The sequence below is a fragment of the Bradyrhizobium sp. 76 genome (assembly GCF_023073025.1).
Classification (GTDB): domain Bacteria; phylum Pseudomonadota; class Alphaproteobacteria; order Rhizobiales; family Xanthobacteraceae; genus Bradyrhizobium.
The window spans coordinates 1-18,560 of sequence record NZ_JADPIS010000142.1; the positions used below are offsets into that span (position 1 = coordinate 1).

The 18,560-nt window shown below is 57.2% G+C and carries 14 protein-coding genes; 7 read left to right on the top strand and 7 right to left on the bottom strand.

Annotated features, from left to right (window positions below; genetic code table 11):
- Window positions 1-333: 333 nt before the first annotated feature.
- Both IVB48_RS35140 and IVB48_RS35145 read right to left on the bottom strand, forming a co-directional pair.
- Window positions 334-753 (bottom strand): hypothetical protein, encoded by a 420-nt coding sequence (locus IVB48_RS35140; RefSeq protein ID WP_247407498.1) that lies wholly within the window; start codon window positions 751-753, stop codon window positions 334-336.
- 224 nt (window positions 754-977) lie between these two features.
- The gene (locus IVB48_RS35145) at window positions 978-2,672 is read right to left on the bottom strand and encodes an AarF/UbiB family protein (protein WP_247407543.1); all 1,695 of its coding nucleotides are present in this window, start codon (window positions 2,670-2,672) and stop codon (window positions 978-980) included.
- A gap of 293 nt (window positions 2,673-2,965) precedes the next feature.
- Between IVB48_RS35145 and IVB48_RS35150 the strand changes: the two genes are divergently transcribed.
- Window positions 2,966-4,609 (top strand): AarF/UbiB family protein, encoded by a 1,644-nt coding sequence (locus IVB48_RS35150; protein ID WP_247407508.1) that lies wholly within the window; start codon window positions 2,966-2,968, stop codon window positions 4,607-4,609.
- A 58-nt stretch (window positions 4,610-4,667) separates the two neighbouring features.
- A complete protein-coding gene (locus IVB48_RS35155; RefSeq protein WP_247407510.1) occupies window positions 4,668-6,293 on the top strand; it encodes a benzoate-CoA ligase family protein in 1,626 nt (541 codons plus the stop codon).
- 100 nt (window positions 6,294-6,393) lie between these two features.
- Here IVB48_RS35155 and IVB48_RS35160 read toward each other — a convergent pair whose 3' ends face one another.
- Complete coding sequence (locus IVB48_RS35160; RefSeq protein WP_256468937.1) at window positions 6,394-7,137, bottom strand: alpha/beta fold hydrolase; 744 nt, start codon at window positions 7,135-7,137, stop codon at window positions 6,394-6,396.
- 513 nt (window positions 7,138-7,650) lie between these two features.
- On the opposite strand from IVB48_RS35160, the gene IVB48_RS35165 reads away from it, so the two are divergent.
- The 5 genes from IVB48_RS35165 (at window position 7,651) to IVB48_RS35185 (ending at window position 11,762) form a co-directional block, all read left to right on the top strand.
- Complete coding sequence (locus IVB48_RS35165; RefSeq protein ID WP_247407544.1) at window positions 7,651-8,565, top strand: alpha/beta hydrolase; 915 nt, start codon at window positions 7,651-7,653, stop codon at window positions 8,563-8,565.
- A 153-nt stretch (window positions 8,566-8,718) separates the two neighbouring features.
- Complete coding sequence (locus tag IVB48_RS35170; RefSeq protein ID WP_247407514.1) at window positions 8,719-9,063, top strand: hypothetical protein; 345 nt, start codon at window positions 8,719-8,721, stop codon at window positions 9,061-9,063.
- 136 nt (window positions 9,064-9,199) lie between these two features.
- On the top strand, window positions 9,200-9,427 hold the full coding sequence (locus IVB48_RS35175; protein WP_247407516.1) for a hypothetical protein: 228 nt from the start codon (window positions 9,200-9,202) through the stop codon (window positions 9,425-9,427).
- A 189-nt stretch (window positions 9,428-9,616) separates the two neighbouring features.
- Complete coding sequence (locus IVB48_RS35180) at window positions 9,617-10,618, top strand: hypothetical protein (RefSeq protein ID WP_247407518.1); 1,002 nt, start codon at window positions 9,617-9,619, stop codon at window positions 10,616-10,618.
- A gap of 274 nt (window positions 10,619-10,892) precedes the next feature.
- Window positions 10,893-11,762 carry an outer membrane beta-barrel protein gene (locus IVB48_RS35185; protein ID WP_247407520.1) on the top strand — a complete coding sequence of 290 codons (870 nt, stop codon included), beginning with the start codon at window positions 10,893-10,895 and terminating at the stop codon, window positions 11,760-11,762.
- Between the two features lie 98 nt (window positions 11,763-11,860).
- Here IVB48_RS35185 and IVB48_RS35190 read toward each other — a convergent pair whose 3' ends face one another.
- The 4 genes from IVB48_RS35190 to pabB form a co-directional block, all read right to left on the bottom strand.
- Window positions 11,861-12,937 carry a CHAT domain-containing protein gene (locus IVB48_RS35190; protein ID WP_247407522.1) on the bottom strand — a complete coding sequence of 359 codons (1,077 nt, stop codon included), beginning with the start codon at window positions 12,935-12,937 and terminating at the stop codon, window positions 11,861-11,863.
- Window positions 12,898-14,958, bottom strand: a complete 2,061-nt coding sequence (locus IVB48_RS35195; RefSeq protein ID WP_247407524.1) for a tetratricopeptide repeat protein — start codon at window positions 14,956-14,958, stop codon at window positions 12,898-12,900. The genes IVB48_RS35190 and IVB48_RS35195 overlap by 40 nt, the downstream gene beginning before the upstream one ends.
- Window positions 14,959-15,121: 163 nt before the next feature.
- Window positions 15,122-15,985 carry an aminotransferase class IV gene (locus tag IVB48_RS35200; RefSeq protein WP_247407526.1) on the bottom strand — a complete coding sequence of 288 codons (864 nt, stop codon included), beginning with the start codon at window positions 15,983-15,985 and terminating at the stop codon, window positions 15,122-15,124.
- A complete protein-coding gene (pabB, locus tag IVB48_RS35205) occupies window positions 15,945-18,086 on the bottom strand; it encodes an aminodeoxychorismate synthase component I (RefSeq protein WP_247407528.1) in 2,142 nt (713 codons plus the stop codon). The genes IVB48_RS35200 and pabB overlap by 41 nt, the downstream gene beginning before the upstream one ends.
- Window positions 18,087-18,560 lie beyond the last annotated feature (474 nt).

Consider the following 18,560-nt stretch of genomic DNA (forward strand, 5'->3'; position numbering starts at 1 on the left):
CCCGGACGGGAAGCGGCTCCAAGTGCGTAAAAATAGTCTGGGGGTGCTGCAAAGTTATGTGACTTGTGACACACTTCCCGGGCGCGGTTTTACGCGATCGACCTCAATCCTTAGCGCCACAGAAACATTCAGACCACGTCACCGCGTGGTCGGATCGTTCTTCACATGGGATGAGCTCGGCCGTCATGCCAAAAATGAGCCCGGATCCGTTCCTGCTTGCCGGTCATTCGCAAAAGAGCCCGCCTGGCACCCAGGCGGGCTCTTTCTCAAATCCTTCACAGGTGAAACAACGACCGTTGTGTGCGGTGCGCGCACACAACGGTCTGCAATTTCTCAATCAATGTCGTCAGGATGCACCCGGCGACGCCGGCGCAACGGTTCCGTTCGACGGGACTCAGCGTTCCGCCCCTCGCGAAGCAAGTCGCCCAGCTTACGAAGAGGTGTATCGACCATCCGGTTTGTAAAGCCGGCCATCATTCGGTCGGCGAACCGACGACCTTCATCAAGATCGATGTCAAAAAGATCAATGTCTAACAAATCATCACGGTACTGGCGCTTGCGGCGTTGCCGCTCGGCATCAGCCCATGCCTGTCTTTCTTCTTCATTCGGGCCCTCAAGCCATGCTTGCCGACGCTTCTTCTCGCGCTCGGCCCAAGCTGCAACATCACTCTCAGAAACCGACCACGGTTCGTGTTCGGTAAACGCATCGGAAGCGCTATCGGAACGTCGGGACTCCGTCGAAGCCTTGCTCATGAACAATCTCCAATATCGATAATCAAAAGATAGCATGTCTTAAGAACTTGTCCATCCGCTCCCAGTCGAGTGGGCACGGATCGAAATTCGCAGTCGCGCGCTGCTTGGGGCTATTGTGTGGCCTCGGTCACATTTCTCTGAGCGCTCTGATCCGCCCTGGGACGCCCTGCTGCTCCTGCCAACCGCTACCTCAAGATTGTGGCGACTTGATTGTGCTGAGAAGCCTACCGCACTCGCCCAAGACTGCGTCGGCTCACCTCTTGCCCGACCACAGTAGAGTGCTCGATCGCGGCAAGCTTGCGCCCCTGGCGGAGCGCCAGAACCATAAAAATAAAAGCACAGAAAAGCAGCGTTCCGGGAATGAAATATTGCCCGACCCCGAGTGCGGCATTCAGGCTCGCGAAAGCGTTCTCTCGAAATCCTAGAGATGCGATTGTGCCGATCAAGGCTGTCCAAATGCCATACTGCAAGAGGCGAGTTTGCAACATTCGGAGTGATACTTCGATCGAGCGGCCGGACGTAAGGAGCTTGCTCAGATTGGCTACGATCTCCTTGGTTTCTCCCCAAGTCTCGGTAACGCTTCCAATCAGTTCCCTTTGCTTGAAGACTTCGCCAACGTCGATCCGGGCGGCGCGTACCATAAATTGCGCTTCGTTCGCCAATGGATCGCAATTGGGCGAAAGTTCAAAGACGATTGCGTCCCGTGTCAGCAAAGTCCGCAAGTACAGCGAAACCGTAGCGGGAACAGATAAGCCGTGTTGTCGTATGACAGACATCATCCGAACCACGATATTTCTGGCGGCCAGCCAGGTCACGCTTCCGACGGGGCTGCGAAAACCGTCCAGATAGTCCTCGAAAACGACGGACATATCCCGGCGGAATCCCGCAAGATTCCTATTCGATGTGCCTTCGATCCACCGCAATAGCTCATCCATTGCGTCGTCGAATTGTTCACGAAGCACGTACTGCATGAAGAACCGAAATGAATCCTGATGCTCCTCGGTGAACCGTCCAACAACGGCAAAATCAACATAGGCTATTCGATTGTCCGGCAGGACCAGGATGCCGGCAGAACTAAGGTCGGAATGGAAAAGCCCGTCCCGATAAATCTGGTTGAGCGTACTCCAGTAAATACGACGTGCGATGAGACGCAGATCGTAGTCCTGGTCTTTGAGTTTCTCGAGGTATTGCCGATCGTCCTGTTGGATTGCGTTCAAGATTTGTCGCACGGGTATCCCATCAACGAATTCCCAGGTTAGAATGCGTTTGCCGGAATACTCTTTTCTGACCGTGAAACTGAACTCGGCGTCATCGTCCTTGGATAACTCCGACATGACGGTCGCATTGCGCGCAGCCTCCGCGAGATCGAGTTCCGAAAATAGAGCGCGCGCGAACTCATCGACATAGGCGGCAACTGAATTGGCTCCAAAAGCTCCTACCCAATCCAAAGGGGCGGCAAGCCACTGCATCAAGCGGATATCCGTGATGTATTTTCTTCGTGTAGCCGGATTCTGTATCTTCACGGCGAGCCTGACCCCACCGCGCGAAGTCGCCCGGTGAATTTGTCCGCTTGACGTGACAGAAAAGGGGGTGCGTTCGAACGCGCCAAAGATCTCTTCGGGAGGCCGACCGAGATCTTCAATGACGATTTGATGAATTTCTGAATAGTCTTCTGCGGCCACCTCGTTGGTGACTTGTAGGAGTTCCAGGCAATAATTTGCCGGCAATAGATCAAAGCGAAGAGCCAGAGCCTGGCCGAGCTTGACGAAGGTGAAATCCAGTTTTTCAAACACTGCGCGCAGGGCGCGCGCCGATTTCTGTGGCCTCGACTGAAAGGTCAATATCGCAGGCAATTGATACCGTGCCAGCAAGATCAACAATTGGAAAAGGCGCGCTATCGTTCTGAATAAATCGGGCATCTGCTCCACTGCGTGTTATCCGCGCAAGCGGCCGTTGCGGGACTTGGAGGCGGGCCCTCGCCGCCGTAATCCTAGGTTCCGCTGCATGTGCGTGCAAGCCCATTGTGGTCCGTCGCGTGAGGCGTCCTCGGCTGGACTGTGATGCACACTGTCTCGATCGTCACTCAACTCGCTGCCGCGATTGCCCGTCGGGGCAAAGCCTCAAGACTGTACAAATCCGCCAGCATCGTGCTAAATATTGACATTGGCTTATATTGTTTGTCGTGATCTGACTCGTGATGAGTGATTAGCAATTGATCGATAGAATTGGTCACGTGTTTTTGGGCGCGCGCCGTCTGTGCCAAATCATCTCGGCTGCTTGGCGTTTCTATATCCGTCCCAGATTTTGGCCAGGGAAAGTAGCGGTTCCGCCCGAAGTGCGCCTGCGCCTTGTCTTGGAAGACTTGGGCGGCGCCTGGATAAAGGTCGGACAGGCACTCGCGTTGCGGTTCGATTTGCTGCCGAGGGAATATTGCACCGAACTGTTGAAGCTTCTCAACCGGACCCGGACCGTTCCATACGAGGCGATCCGGCAAGTTATCTTGCGCGAGTTTGGTTCGTTTCCTGAGCAGATATTTGCGTCGTTCGATCCTGTGCCGCACGCGACCGCTTCGATCGCCCAAGTCCACATCGCAACTACGCATGATGGCGAAAAGCTCGCAGTCAAGGTGCAAGGGCCCCGCGTCCAGGAACAATTTGAAGCCGATTTTCGCATTTTTCGGATGATTGCTTCGCTGGTCGGCCTCGTGGATTCGTTGGGCGGGACCGCGCTCCGCTCCTTCGCGGAAGAATTCGAGAAGTGGAGTCGAGAGGAACTGGATTTCACGACTGAAGCGAGAAATTCCTTTAGAATACAGTCTCGATCCGAGCACGATCCAATTCAAGTCTGTGCGGAAGTTCGTTTTGAGTTTTGCACGCGGCGCGTTCTGGCTACCAAGCTGCTGACGGGCATCTCGCTGCTGGAGGTCAGCAATGCGGCGCGAGCGCAGAACTCCCAAGCTTTGCGCGATCTGAACCTGGAGCCAGACGACCTCAAGAAGATCGCGCGAAATTACTTCTGGTCGATCTACAATCAAATTTTCCGCGATGGCATCTTTCACGCAGATCCTCATCCGGCCAATGTTTTCGTGCTTGGCGGCAACAGGATCGGATTTGTAGATTTCGGTGCGACCGGTCGACTGTCCAGGGAGTTCCGATCCGCACTCTCCAAGGTCTTCATCAATTTGTACCGGAGGAACATCGAGCAGGCCGTCGTTGAAAATTTCAAGCTGCTCGTTCCGTCGGAGGATACCGATCTGCGCCAAGCGCGAGAAGAGTTTTTCATCGCGTATCAAATGTATCGCCTTGCCCTGGATATTGAGGGGGCGGATATAAGGCGGCTGACCACCGAATTGCTGACGGGCACCATGACGATTGCGCGGCGTCACAGGATCCTCATGCCGCAGGAACTGAGCATCTATTACAAGACCATCATGACCGTCGACGCGGTCGTCTCTGATCTGGCGCCCGATTACGATTGGCTTTCCGATTTGCCTGAATTCTTTACGTTAGGGTTGGTCTCAGATGTAAGAGAGGGGATTCATCGCTGGCCGGAAGTCGTGCTGGCCTCCAAGTATCGTGCGGGTCGCTTGTTGACGGATGCAGCCAGCCTCACGGCATCGTTTCGATTCTTCAATCCTGCTTTGAAGAGCATGCAAACGCGGGCTGCGCTTTACGGAATCTGGGCCATAGCCTTTTGTGTCGCGGCTTATCTGGCTGCGAAGGGTGACATGTCGCTCTTGAACGACATCGTGGGCGTGAGCAGTCGCTGGATCGTTTTCGGCTTCATGGCGGCTGCAATCGTTTCGATGCTTCTCATGCAGCGGCAAATCCGCGACATTCGGAAAGTCAAAACGTGATCTGCCGCACGGAACTTTCCGTCCGCGATGTGTTCGAGTGAGGTCCATGGTAGAGAGCATGAACATTTCAGCCCCGAGCGCTCCCGATCTGGACATCGACGGCAGCGCGGATATGGCCATCCCGCGTCTTTACAACTTCGCTGAAGATGTCCTTACCCGAAACCTGAATGCGGGACGTCGCGACAAGGCCGCTTATATCGACCAGCGCGGGACCTGGAGCTATGGCCAGCTTGCCGAGCGGGTCGCCCGATTCGGCAATCTGCTGCGCGGTCTTGGCATTCAGCGCGAGCAACGCATCCTGATTTGCCTCACCGACACGATCGATTGGCCGACGTCGTTTCTTGGCGCCGTCAAGGCAGGGGTCGTCGCGATACCGGTCAACACACTGCTGGGGGAGGCGGAATATCGTACGATACTGGAGGATAGCCGCGCGCCCCTGCTGATCGTGTCAGAGGAGCTTTATCCGCTGTTCGCGAACCTGATAGATGCGGCTCCGGACCTCGAGCACATTCTCGTGTCAGGCAACCAGGGTTTTGGGCGCGCACTCTTCGAGGATGCCCTGCAGGCGGCCGTTGCAACCGATTATACCGCGCCGACGGTCAGCGACGAGGTGTGCTTCTGGCTTTATACTTCGGGCTCGACCGGGACGCCGAAGGCTGCGGTGCATGTGCATGCCACCCTGGGATACACCGCCTCTTGCTACGGCGCTCACGTACTCCGCCTCACTGCGGACGACGTCGTCTATTCGGTGTCGAAACTTTTTTTCGCTTATGGGCTTGGCAATTCAATGGTCCATCCTCTCTCGGTCGGCGCGACGACGGTGCTGGCATCGGAGCGCCCGACTCCCAACTCGGTCGCGGACCTGATGCGAATGCATGGCATCACCGTGTTCTTTGCGGTGCCGAGTTTCTATACGGCGTTTCTTGCGGCGGACCCGGTGGAACGCGAAGCGCTGAGGCTTCGATGTTGTCTTTCTGCCGGCGAGGCGCTTCCGGTCAATGTCGGGCAGACCTGGAGCGAGCGCTTTGCCGTCGATATACTGGATGGTCTCGGGTCTACTGAAATGCTCAGCACGTTCCTGTGCAATCGCATGGGAGAGGTGCGCTACGGCACCAGCGGCAAGCGCGTGCCGGGTTTTGAGATCCGTCTCGTTGACGACGCCGGCGCCGTTGTCGCGCAGGGCGAGGTGGGTGAGTTGCAGGTACGGGGGCCGACAGCAGCGATCATGTATTGGAACGATCGCGAGCGATCCCGCTCGACTTTTCTAGGCGGGTGGCTTCGTTCGGGAGACAAATACGTCCAAGACAAGGACGGCTACTATTCGCATTGCGGGCGTCGGGACGACATGATGAAGGTCGGTGGAATTTATGTGTCGCCAATCGAGGTCGAAGGTGCGCTGCTAAGTCATCCCGACGTGCTCGAAGCGGCCGTCGCAGGTTGGCCCGACGAGGACGGCCTGATCAAGCCCAAGGCATTTGTAATTCTGAAGCCATCCGGCAAGCCGAACGAAGAAATGGCGCTTGCCCTTCGAGAGCACTGCCGCAAGCAGTTAGCGACTTTCAAATACCCCCGCTGGATCGAGTTCCGCACAGAACTGCCGAAGACTGCGACGGGTAAGACTCGGCGCTTCAAATTGCGAGCGGAGGCGGCTCAAGACGGCACGGGCTCCGGCTCGGCGGAGTAGAAGCAGTGCTCTCGATCGGCTAAGCGGCAAAGGCAGCGCTTCTCGAGCCCGACTGGCGACGCGAACGCGATAGGCCTGAGGGTCGTCTGGCACAGGTCCGTTATGCCAGAGCTCTCAAGATCGTCGCGCGCAGGCGCTCGACCGCATTATTGATGAAGAAGTGATGTCCTGCGACAGTTTCGGCAGCAAATGATCCACTCGTTTCCTTTTCCCAGCCAGCCATTGCAGATGGCGTGCATACCGGGTCGTGGTCCCCGGCCATTGCGTAGATGGGACAAGCAAGTGCCGGCGCGGGCAGGTACTGGTACGTTTCGAACATCTCCATGTCCGCCTTGAGTATTGGCAACAGCATCTCCATCAGGTCTGCTTCAGCAAGAACAGCCGGAGAGATTCCGCCAGGATACCTATCGATGTGCTTCTTGATAAAGTCGGCATCGGGCAGGGCGTGCAACTTTGGGCGGCTCGGCTTCTCCGAGGGTGCTTCTGCTGCTGCCACTATTAGGGCTCGTGGTTGTTGCAGCTTGGTGTCTCTCGCCAGGATACGCGCCGCTTCGAATGCAATAAGCCCGCCGAGGCTATAACCGAACAAGGCATAAGGCATCGGCGACAGGCGTATTATTTCGTCAGCCAGGTGTCGAGATGCTTCGCTAACCCTGGTCAATAGGGGTTCCCGCCTACGATCCCAACGCCCGGGCAGCTGGACCGCGCCAAGCTCGATGTTTTCGGGCATGCTGCGCGCCAGCATGTGGTAAACTTGTGCGCTCCCTCCAGCATAGGGGACACATAGAACACGCGACTGAGCATCGTGACGTTTCGGACGAAATTCTATCCAAGGACTATGCATTGCAATATTGAGGGACGAGATATGGGACTATAATTAAGACTCCCAGACGTTCATTGGTCAACCGCAACCTGCGGGACGAGGGGTCGCTTCTGGTGACAACAGATTGCTCTAAGGCCACCGCCGAATAATCGTAGGACAAATCTATCGCCTCGGAGAGACGCACATGGATTCTCATTCAACGGACGAAGAAGTTCGCACGCTTCGGCGGCTGCTCGCAATGCGTGAGGCTCAACTTGCCGAAGCAATGAATGAAATTGAGCGGCTTAGGAGCCAGTTCGTCCCTAAGACGAATGAACAGAGCACTGCAGCCTCGTCTAATTAGCTCCGCATCAATAGTCGCTCAAAGGAAAGCTGGTCGACCTTCGATGATACTTTCAATTGTGCAGATGATCCGCCAACCGGGATCCTGAACCGAAGAAAATCCTTCTTGTTCCCCGGGCAAGCGCAAATGGAACAAAGCAGCGGGGGAAGCATTACAGAGAGTTGGAAGCAGCCAGAGAGAACTTCGCCGTGTTGGTCGCCCATAAGCCACCTCGCATCGCCAAAGCGAACGGCGTTGACATCTGTTATGAAATTTTCGGCGAAGCCAGCGCCGAGCCGTTGGTACTGATCATGGGGCTTGGCGGCCAGATGGTGCAGTGGGACGACGCCTTCTGCGAGCAGATTGCGGCACGCGGATTTCGTGTCATTCGTTTCGACAACCGCGACATCGGCCAATCTTCCAAGTTCACCGGCGGCAAGCGCCTGACACTGTGGGAAATGCTCAAGGTGCGCTTTCTGAACATCCCGCCTGAAGCACCCTATACACTACGCGACATGGCCCAGGATACGGTCGCGCTGATGGACGTGCTCGGCGTTCGCTCGGCCCACTTGGTCGGTGCTTCCATGGGCGGAATGATTGCCCAGGAAATCGCAATTGTTTTCCCGGAGCGCGTGCGGTCGTTGATCTCGATCATGTCGACTACGGGCGATCCCGACTTGCCGCAACCAAGCAACGAGGCCGTCTCGTTGCTGATGGAGCCGCAGCCGAAGAGCCGCGACAAATTCGTCGCGCGCTTTATACGGAACTGGAAGGTGCTGCGGGCGGGCCGTTTTCCCGAGGATGAAGCCCTCGACCGCTCCCGCGCCGAACGCGTCTTCGATCGCGGGGTCGATCCGGCCGGCGTCGGCAGGCAAATCCGAGCGGTTCTCGCATCGGGAAGCCGCAAGGAACGGTTGAGCAAGGTCAGGGCGCCGACGCTGGTGATCCACGGCACTGCGGATCCGCTGGTTGATCCGAAGGCCGGTGAGGATACCGCGATTTCCATTCCGGGTGCCAAGCTGATGATCGTTGAAGGCATGGGCCACGCACTCCCCATGCCGATCTGGCCAGACATCATCGACGCCATCGACAGGCACGCGCACGGCGCAGGCGCGAAGGCGGCCTAAGCAGTCGTCGGTTGACAGCATGCGGCTTGATAGGAGCGTCGCTTAGCTTTGCATGTACCGGGGAAGGCGTTCGAGGATGTCTGGAACGAAGGCGCTTGTCGTGTGTTCAAATTTCCGCACAAGAATTCCGACACAGTCAATTTGGAGGATTACGTGAGCCAAGACAAAGCGATGGTTAGAGAACTCGTCGAGCGTATCGAGGGCGTGACTCGGACGTATTTCGAATTGGAAATGAAAGGGCGTAATCGCAAGAAGACGCTCGTTGTCGAGGTCAACTTCGATCTCGATTCCAACAGCAGTCACTATTCGCGGGCAAAAATCGAGTCGATCGAGGACACCTTCACGACAGTGCTTCGCGAGGAAAATAGCGATGTTGTCTCGAAACTGAAGATCGTGAGCCGAGCGCACCTGTCCACCGACAAGAGCGCAAATGCCACGGGGCATGGCGCAACATCTACGAAGAACGTACCGACCGACGTTCGCTCGTCACCGAACTGATTGACACGATATTCAAACGGCGCCCATAGTCACCGCCGGGATTGCAAAGGCTTTCAGCTGGTTTCGGCGTTCCGCAGAACCTCTGCGGAGCGTCATGCAAGCAAGAGGCCGCAAGCCGCGATGAGCGGAATACCAGATGATCATCGGCGATATCATTACTGAAATCGTTTGCAAACTTCATGAGCTGCAGGCAGAGCGGAAGTGGCGTCGTGGGCGCGCGGAGCGCAGAAAAAGGGCCGCGAGAGAAAAGGGTTGGAACGATCTATTCGACCACATGTCCAGGAATCCTGCACGCGCCGCTCCGGGCGAGAACTCTCAACCGGAATCCCTCATCACACGAGAAGCGGCCCTTGAAGCTGAGTGAGATGGGCCCTTGATTCATCGGGAAGAACGGTCAGTCGAAAGTCTCGGAATTCTCCCACTGGCTCGCCCGCGTCCATAGGTGACGTTTGGGGTCGCCCCGTTGCATGAAATATGGCCCCGCAAGTGCGGGGTCGAGTCCGTTATCTGCTATTACTTTGACATTGCCACAGCTGCGATGTGACAGCCTGGAATGCTGATGACATCGCGCCGTGGGCTTATGCCGCCGGCAGGGCAGCGTCCGCCAGAGGACGAGGCAAGCGGCCCAGCTCCGGCCACCGCAACCCTGCTTGTTCTGCTCATCTTCGGGAGCGGACCTGCATTCGAATTCATTCTGCCCTACATCCTCGCGATGCTGATGGTTCCCAAGGGAGTTACAGGTCAGTGGCTTGACGGTGTCTACTGGACTCTGGCAGCCGAGACGGCGTTTTATGGCCTTGTGTTCTGCGCAATGCTCGCGAAAAAGATCACCTTGCGGCACCTCGCTTGGGGTCTCACGATTATTCAATGCGATCGCGTTACTGGTGTTGTCGTGCACGACGCCGGGCGACTTGCCTTGCCTGATCGTTCTGATGTTTCGGGTGCTGTGCGCGGCATTCCTGCTGACACATGGCTGCTTCTTTGCCCTGGGAATCTGGCTGTTCATTCTGCAAACAGAGAACTGACGGGGCTCGAACAGGTCGCAGTTGCCGTCACGTGTCTTTCAGGCGCCGCAGAAATCTACTTCTTTGCCTCTTTCTTTCTGTCGTCCATACCCGCCATCTCGGATCAATTGGCCCTCGTACCGATCATGGTCCGGGCGGTCGCGGTGCTCCTCATTGCCTTTGTGGCGAACAGGAACAGGCGCTCCGTGGGCATCGTTTCTTCTGAAGCGCCAGCTTATTGGAGAACGCTCGGACTCATCACATATCCGTTCTATCTCCCTCATAACGTCGTCGGCACAGCGATCATTCGCTTCCTGGTCGATGCTGGCTTAGATGCACCTCGGCTCTATGGATTCAGCTGGGCATGCTTGTCCTGGTCTGCTGGTTTATTCCGCCAAGGTCGAGCCGGTCGTCAGATCCGCGATGACGCAAACCCTTTCGTATTTCGGACAGCTTCCGAAACGACGGCCGGCATCGCGGCGTCCGGCATTTTCTCGGGGGCTGGGCCTTCCGCGGCCTGTCCCGGCAAGGTGAACGTCACGGCGCGGTAGCCCACTCTCAATCGAGAGCCTGCTGCTGGTGAGATTTCGAGCGAAGCATTCGCGTCGCTCGCCGGTCAGTTGCATCATGCGCGTGATGGCCGTCACAGTCGACGGCGCACGGTCCTGATGCGGCGTCCGAAGTGTTGCCCGGTGGAAACACTACCTGGAAAAGAGCTGTCCCAGAACCGAAGTGCGCTTCTACTCGATATCAGTTCCCGCCGTTCGGGCTTAACATTGATTCTAATTCAGCTTTTCCGTGACCTTTCCGTTTGGGGCGATATCAATGAATATCCGATCTCTTTCAGGGCTCATTTTCGTGTTCGCGTTTGGCGCGGTGGAACCGGTTCTTGCCGCCGATATGCAAGTTGTTCCAAAGCGAAAGGCGGAACAGACGCAAAATGCGAAGAGCAAATGGTCCGGTGGACAGGTCGGTGGATCCAACGGCACCAGTTCGGTGAACAATAACTTCGTTGAGCCGGGCGCCTATGTTTGCCCGGCAGGTTTTCCGTTTGGCGTAAGCTGCTTCGAATCGGACTTCCGGTTTGGCGGTCATCCGCTGAGTTATACGATCGGCCCCTTCATTGGATACCGCTGGCAATTCGGGGACAGCGTGCTCGGCGTTGAGGCCGATTGGTCATGGAAGAAGGCCGAGAACACCTTTGCTTTGACATTGCCTGCAGTCTGTTTCGACGGCGGCTGCCTCAACTACCGATTTGACGACAAATATGGCTCGGTCAAGCAAACCTGGGACAGCTCGTTCCGTGTTCGTTACGGATGGCTGGTGACTCCCGATACGCTGGTCTACGGCACTGCCGGCCTGGCGCTCGGGCAAATCAGCGGTTCGTTCCGGTATCAAGGCATCCTTAGCACGACCCCGATCCCGCTCACCGGAAGCACGGCAACGTCCTCGGCGAGCTGGTCCGATACCAGGGTCGGTGGAACGGTCGGTGCCGGCGTCGAGACAGCCATTTGGGGGGGGTGGAAAGCCAGGGTGGAATACCGCTACACTGATTTTGGCAGCTACACCAAGACCGTCGCGGTGAACACCATTTGCGTTGCCTCAACTGGATGTAGCGTACCGTCCAGCAGTGCGACGATCAATCTGCGCGAGTCTTTCCACACCATTCGGCTGGGCGTTGGCTTCGACTTCTGACGCAGGCCGGGCATTGACGCCATTGAGGCGTTCTAACGACCCCGCTCCGAAGCGCGAGAGATTGAAACCATCTCATCGCGCTTTAGGCGTTTTTTATCCTATTGCTTGGCGCCTTCTCCAATCAGCGAGAACGGCCCCCAGATCGCGGGATGAGCATTGGTCTGCGAGGATTTGTCGGCGAGGTAAGCCAGCATCGCGCGTCGCAAAGCTTCGGCGCGCCCCATTGTCGGGTCGGCTTTGAGGGAATCAAACGCCGATGTGGTCAACCGCGTGGCCGCATCGGAGGCGACAGGCCAATGCGACACCAGTAGGGCGCGCGCACCCGCATAGAAGAATGCCCGAGCAAGGCCGGAAAGCGCCTGGGCGCCTGGCTTCTCGCCCGCCGCCGTGTTGCATGCCGATAGCACGACCCAGTCGGCATTGAGCTTGAGTTGGGCGGCTTCGCTTGCTGTCAGCAATCCGCTGTCGCTCGGGCTCGGGTTGACGGGCAGACTGAGGAGCAACGCCGGTTCGGCAAGGCCCTTGATATCGCCTGCGACGAGACCGTGCGTGGCGAAATACACGATACGGAACTTGTCCAGCGGCGCATTCTTCACGGTCGTCACGCTCGCATCACGACCGAGATGGATATCGGAGGCAGCTGCGCCAAGGTCCCGTGCCACCGCATTGAGTTCATCTGCGGTGTCGGGGAGAGGCGGCGCGGAAGCAAGCGCCGAGCGATCGAGACCGGCCCCCCGCCAATAATCGGCATAGGATCTGGCTACTCCCCTCGTATGGACGGTGCCCCTGTTGCCTCCGGGTGCTCGTTCCTGACTAAACACCGGGTCGCCAAATCCGATCAGCGGTTTCTGGCTGGAATCCCTGCGAGTAAACGACCGTAGCGTCCGCAAGCTTGCGACCGAGGGGAGAACGCTGACCGCCTGACGTTTGATCAGCCATGCAGCGTCGCGATACTGGGCGCTATCTTGTTCGGGCGCTCTGCCATTGAGCTGTAGCGATGTCTTCGTCGGACTTTCCGTCACCAACAGATGAAACGGAAGGGCCGTCAGCGCACCTGACGGCACAACAAGCAAATTCCGCTTGTTCTTGATGAGCCCGTCGACGGGGCCAATCAGCTGCCCAAACATCTTGTATGCTAGGTTGAGGTCGAACGGCCCGAGCCGGTCGACGTCCAATCCCTTGCGGAACTTCTCGATCTCAGCTGCAAGATCGCCTCCCCGATGGGAATCGCATGCCAGTCGAAGCCGTCGGCAGTCAGCGCAAAAACATAGCTCTCCCTGTCACCTGCCAGAAGAAGAACCAGCGCCTCGTCGGCCCCCAGTAATTTCTGCGTGTCCTCGGCCGGCGAAGGCCTGGGGGTTGCGAGCTTCGCGAATTCAGGGAATTGCTCTTGCAACTGCGCCGAATTGGCGGCGAGCCTGGTCTCGGTATCGGCAATATTCTTGCGGATTTCGCCGACCAGCGCCGCATTTAACTGACCATCGGGTTTCGCCAGTGCCGCGACCAGCGCCTTGTTGCGATCGCGCAAACTGGCGGATAGATCCTGGTTCGTGCGCACGAGGGAGGCAAGCGCGTCATTGCCAGCGGCAAATCGGGGCCCAAGTTGCTGGAGGGCGGCTCCCGCCGACGACTGGATGGCCCGCTGCGCAATCTCGAACGCCTCCTGGCCGAGCGTTTGGGCATCGCCGCTCCCGGCGCGCGCCGCAGCCGCGAGAGCGGTCACATGCGTCATGAAGATGGCACTGCGCTGCTCGACCCCACCGTCCGAGCCGTCGCTCGATTTTCCCGGCGATACATCGTCATCGACATGCGCCAGGATGGCGGCGGTTGCCTTGCGGGAATAGGCGATCGCATCGCCGGGGTTGTTTCGCGAAATGCTCAACAGGGCAAGATCGTTCAGTCCTCTCGCAACCTCTGGATGGTTCACGCCGCGCGCTCTCTCATTGATCGCGAGCGCGCGCTTATACGCCTGGTCAGCTTCCTCGTAGCGGCCTTGGTGTTCGAACAGATGGCCTTGGCTGATCAGGACAGTGGCAACGAAACGATGACTGGGTCCGAGCGTCTTCGTGAAGATGGCGAGCGCGCGGTTGAAATGCATCGCTGCCTCGTCGTAACGGCCTTTCCCGTCGTAGGCAACGCCAAGCTTGCGGAGCACCTTCGCGGTGTCGGGGTTCTCCGCGCCGAGGGATTTTTCGACAATGGCCAGTGCCCTCTTGGAGTAGGTTTCGACGTCGCTATAGCGCTCCTCGGATTCGTAGATCGCAGCGAGATTGTTGAGAATGGTAGCCACTTGAATACTGTCCGATCCGAATACCAATTCCCGGATGAGAAGAGAACGTTTGTAAAGGGCCTCGGCGTCGTCGAACCGGCCTTCGTCCGCATACACGCTCGCAAGATTGAGCAGCGAGGTGGCGAGGCGAGGATGGTTCGGGCCCAGCGCCTTTTCCCAGATTTCGATGGCGCGTTGATATAGGCTGTCGGCCTCGGCATAGCGGCCCACCCGCTCGTAGACATGCGCCAGATTGTTGAGACTTGCGGCCACATCGGGATGATTGGAACCAAGCGCCTGTTCGCGAATCGCAAGTGCCCGCTTCGTCGCAGTCTCGACCTCGATGAAACGGCTCTGGTCTTCATAGACCTTGGTGAGATTATTGAGAACCAGCGCGACCTGCAGGCTGTTTGGCCCGTTGATCTTCTCGGCCATTTCGAGCGCCCGCTTATACTGCGCCTCCGCTTCTGCGTAACGCGCCTGGTTCGTGTAGACATCCCCGAGATTGCCGATCAACCTGACCACAGCGGGGTCGCTCGGTCCGAGCGACTTTGTCGCGATATCGAGAGCCCGTTTGTACAACCCCTCGGCCTCAACGCTATTGCCTTGCAGCAGATATGCCGTAGCAAGGTTGGCGAGAGCCTGCCCGGTGCGTGGATCGAGCGGCGGAACATTCTTCTGCAGGGCATCGAGCACCTGCTTGAACATGGCGACAGCTTCGGCGTAGTGACCCAACTCCTGGTGGGCACGACCGAGATCGTTGATTGCCAGAATGTAAGTGATGTTGTTCGTGCCGGCTCGCCTGGCCGCCGCTTCGGTTGACTGCGCTTGCATCAAGGCTTCGGAATATCTGCCGGCTGCATAGAGTTCCGTGAAACGCCTCTGCGCCGCTTCGATATCGTTTTTCTGCGCGGAGGCAGGCGCCACAGCGATACTCGCTGCAACGAGAAAGACAGCCAGTCCGCACCACCAGCCTGATCGTATCATCAGCCTGCGTAGCTCGAGAAGGAACAAACGTGTGGGAGACGTCACTATTTTGCCCCTTGCTAATTCTCGTCCAGCGGACGCCGCGGATGCAAGGCCCGATGTGCTACGGTGAATAGACTGCCTGGATCGGGACCGCGGTTAAATCTCCAGGCAAACCGCGCCCATCTAGGCTTTTTATTTGTGAGAATCCCAGACTATTGCAAACGAAGCCTGCATCCGGTTTTCGAATCATGTCGGCGGAAATGGACGCTTCGACGGCTCCGAGTTCTTTGAGGAAGCGATTGCGCGCCAGTCCAGGCAATATGCCGTCCGCTTCTGGCGGTGTTATCCAGGCGCCGTCGATCCTGAAGAACACGTTGCCGACAGTTGCGCATGCCACATGCCCTTCCGTATTGAGCATGATGGCGTCGTCGACGTCGCGTTCGATTGCTTCCCTCCGGGCCAAAATATTGTCTCCATAGCCCAATGACTTGATCCTCGAGAGAGGAGAGTGTTGATTTCGGCGCGTGGATCGACAGACGACGAAATCTTGCGGATGTGTGGCGGGGCTGGGTGCTGCGGTCAACACGCAAGTCGGTTGCGAAGCGGCGTCCTTCGGCCAGAGCCCTCTTGCTGCCGATCCTCTCGTGACTGTCAGCCGGATTGCGCTCGGAGTATCCACGGTTGCGCCCGCCAGCAGCCGATCGATTGCATCGGAGATGCGATGCTCGCTGAAGGGGATCGTCAGACCGATCTTGACTGCTCCGGCTTTCAGCCTCTCGAAATGTTCGGACAGCCAAAATGGCCTAGGGCCCACAGCCTTGATTGTCTCGAAAATGCCGTCTGCCAGAGTGAAGCCGCGATCCGCGACAGGTACGCGAGCTTCGCTCTGATCGACAAAATCTCCATTGAGCCAAACTACGCTCATGCGAACATCTCGCAAATCATCAATTCGGATTCCTTGATGAGCCGACTGTTTCGTCTGCACCTATTAGCTCATATCGATCCGGGCTGAACCCGCCGGTGAGCGCCACGACGATCGATTTAATCGAAGCCGACGCCTTCAGAAGCATTTCGTCGAATTCACCTTCCGCGGTTGAAGCAGCTACGACGCCGCCTCCGACGCCCATCGACAGGCGTCCTCCGCTGGCAACGATGGTCCTGATCACAATGCTCAGGTCAACCGCCCCATCGTTACCTATCCAACCCAACGAACCCGAGTATACGCCTCTGGCTCGTCCCTCCAGTTCATCGATAAATCGTAGGGTACGGGTCTTGGGCGCGCCAGTCATTGAGCCGCCTGGGAATGCATTCCGGATCAATTGGACCGGACCGGCAGAAAGTTCCAACGTGCCGGTCACGGTACTCACCAATTGATGAACCGTGCGATATGATTCTACATCGAATAACTTTGGCACGCGAACAGTGCCGGGGCTACAGCTCCGCGAGAGGTCGTTTCGCAGCAGATCGACGATCATGACGTTTTCTGCGCGATCCTTCTCGCTCGTTCTCAATTGCTCCGCGAGTTGATCATCCCTGACGGGATCCTGGTCGCGTTTGATCGTGCCCTTGATCGGCTTCGTCTCGACGTTCCCGTTTGTGTCGATGGAGAGGAAGCGTTCAGGCGAGGCGCTAAGAACGGCGCCTTCAGGCCACTTGATAAACGCAGCATGAGGGGCAGGATTGACCTTCCTCATGGTTCGATAGAGCGTCAACGGGTCTACATCGGAACTACAATGCAACTCGTTCGTCAGGCAGACCTGATAAGTTTCGCCTTGCTCTATCAGATCCAGGCATCGCCGGATGTCGGATAGATAAGTCTCCTTGTCGCGGTCCAGAACAAACTTTATGGGTTCATTCGGCATGTTCCGAATCTCAGGCATCTCCGGAGGAGAAGCACGTTCGATTGCAGCAATGGTGTGATCGATCCACTTTTTCGCCCGATCCGCATTTGACGGTTCATCGATCGCCAACACATAAGTTTTCTTCTCGACATGATCGACTGCGATGAAACGGTCAGAGCGGATGAACATCGCGTCCGGCGTCGCTGCACGTCGGCTCGTCGGTGAACCGCAGTCGTTACGAAGCTCATAGCCGAACCACCCGACGTATCCACCTACGAACGGGCAGGGAGGGGCCGGTTCCGGGCGGCTGGGTTCTGTCCGCTCCAAATATTCGAAAATTCCAGTGTGCCGAATGTGAGTCCCCGAGCGGTCGGATATTTCGAGGCTCTCATCCGAGCACCGATATTGAATGCAGGCTGCGTTTGGACCAGAGGCATCGCCTGCATAGGACCAGCGAGCCCGACCTTGTTCGACGAGACTGCTGTCGAGCCAATAGGCATGGGCGGATTCGGAAAAGAGCGTGGTGAATGCGCCTTCCATGTCGATCTCGCGGGGAATTTCCTTCCAGAACGTTCGCTTGCGAGATACCGCCAACTCCTTCCTGGCAGGGGAGCCATTTAATGACTTGCCGTTCAATGGCCTGCCATGACCGTTTAAGTGGCTTCTTGACGGATCAATCATCCGACAGAAATTTTCCAGCAACGTCCGGCCGTGCTCGGTAATGATGGACTCGGGGTGAAATTGAACACCCCATTGCGGCCGATCGCGATGGGAAACCCCCATGATCAAGCCATCCTCCGTCCAGGCGCTCACTTCCAGGCACGAAGGAACAGGCTGCTGCGCGACCAACGAATGGTACCGGGCGCCCCTGAAGGGAGAGGGAATTCCGCTGAAGAGCCCAGTGTCGTTGTGATGAATCAGAGAAGTTCGTCCGTGCATGGGCGCAGGCGCGCGAACCACTCTGCCTCCGGATAGTGCGGCAATGCCTTGATGACCGAGGCACACGCCAAGCAGCGGTACCTTAGCTTCTTCAATGACATTCCTGCAGAGGCCGAAATCATCCGGTCGCTCTGGATGACCGGGCCCGGGCGAAATCACGATCCCATCGAAATGCTGCTGCTTGAGCTCATTCCAGGAAATCTCGTCATTCTTCACGACGAGCGGAATTTCGTTGCAAATTTCAGCAAGGAGATGAACGAGATTGTAGGTGAAAGAGTCGTAGTTATCGATGACCACCAATCGCATGCTGCACCAGACCATTGAAAGTTTTTATATCAAAAACGAAGGTCGTGAGATGGAGAGTGTTTTAGGTTCTAGTCGAAGATGCTAACCGGCGATGTGACGTAGGTCTCATAGTTCTCTGTAAGAATATACGCAGCAGAATGAGCACTGGCTAGTTTTCGATTGTTGCCCAATCTTGGTCCGGCGAGATGCATCAGAAAAGCAATATCGATTAACAAAGTGGCAATCTCGGTTTCTGCCGCCGACGCTTTAATAAGCATTGCGGAATCGATGCCGATTTCCGGTCCCGTCGGACGGCTACAATTTGGTCTGCTCTACTGGCGCCAAGGTTCGGGATTTAAGCGTTGAGGCGCGATCAAGCTGTCGTCAGTTCGGGTTTCGTCGAAAGATAGCTTCGGATCGATGGCGGGCCGCGTCTCGCAGCCGGACAGGATCCTCACGAAGTGAGGTTTGGGGTCTGGTAGCGTCGGCAGCGAG

Excerpts from the sequence above, each read along its gene's own strand:
- IVB48_RS35140 (WP_247407498.1), bottom strand. The coding sequence starts at position 753 with ATGAGCAAGGCTTCGACGGAGTCCCGACGTTCCGATAGCGCTTCCGAT.
- IVB48_RS35145 (WP_247407543.1), bottom strand. The coding sequence starts at position 2,672 with ATGCCCGATTTATTCAGAACGATAGCGCGCCTTTTCCAATTGTTGATC.
- IVB48_RS35155 (WP_247407510.1), top strand. The coding sequence starts at position 4,668 with ATGAACATTTCAGCCCCGAGCGCTCCCGATCTGGACATCGACGGCAGC.
- IVB48_RS35160 (WP_256468937.1), bottom strand. The coding sequence starts at position 7,137 with ATGCATAGTCCTTGGATAGAATTTCGTCCGAAACGTCACGATGCTCAG.
- IVB48_RS35175 (WP_247407516.1), top strand. The coding sequence starts at position 9,200 with ATGATCATCGGCGATATCATTACTGAAATCGTTTGCAAACTTCATGAG.
- IVB48_RS35180 (WP_247407518.1), top strand. The coding sequence starts at position 9,617 with ATGCTGATGACATCGCGCCGTGGGCTTATGCCGCCGGCAGGGCAGCGT.
- IVB48_RS35185 (WP_247407520.1), top strand. The coding sequence starts at position 10,893 with ATGAATATCCGATCTCTTTCAGGGCTCATTTTCGTGTTCGCGTTTGGC.
- pabB (WP_247407528.1), bottom strand. The coding sequence starts at position 18,086 with ATGCGATTGGTGGTCATCGATAACTACGACTCTTTCACCTACAATCTC.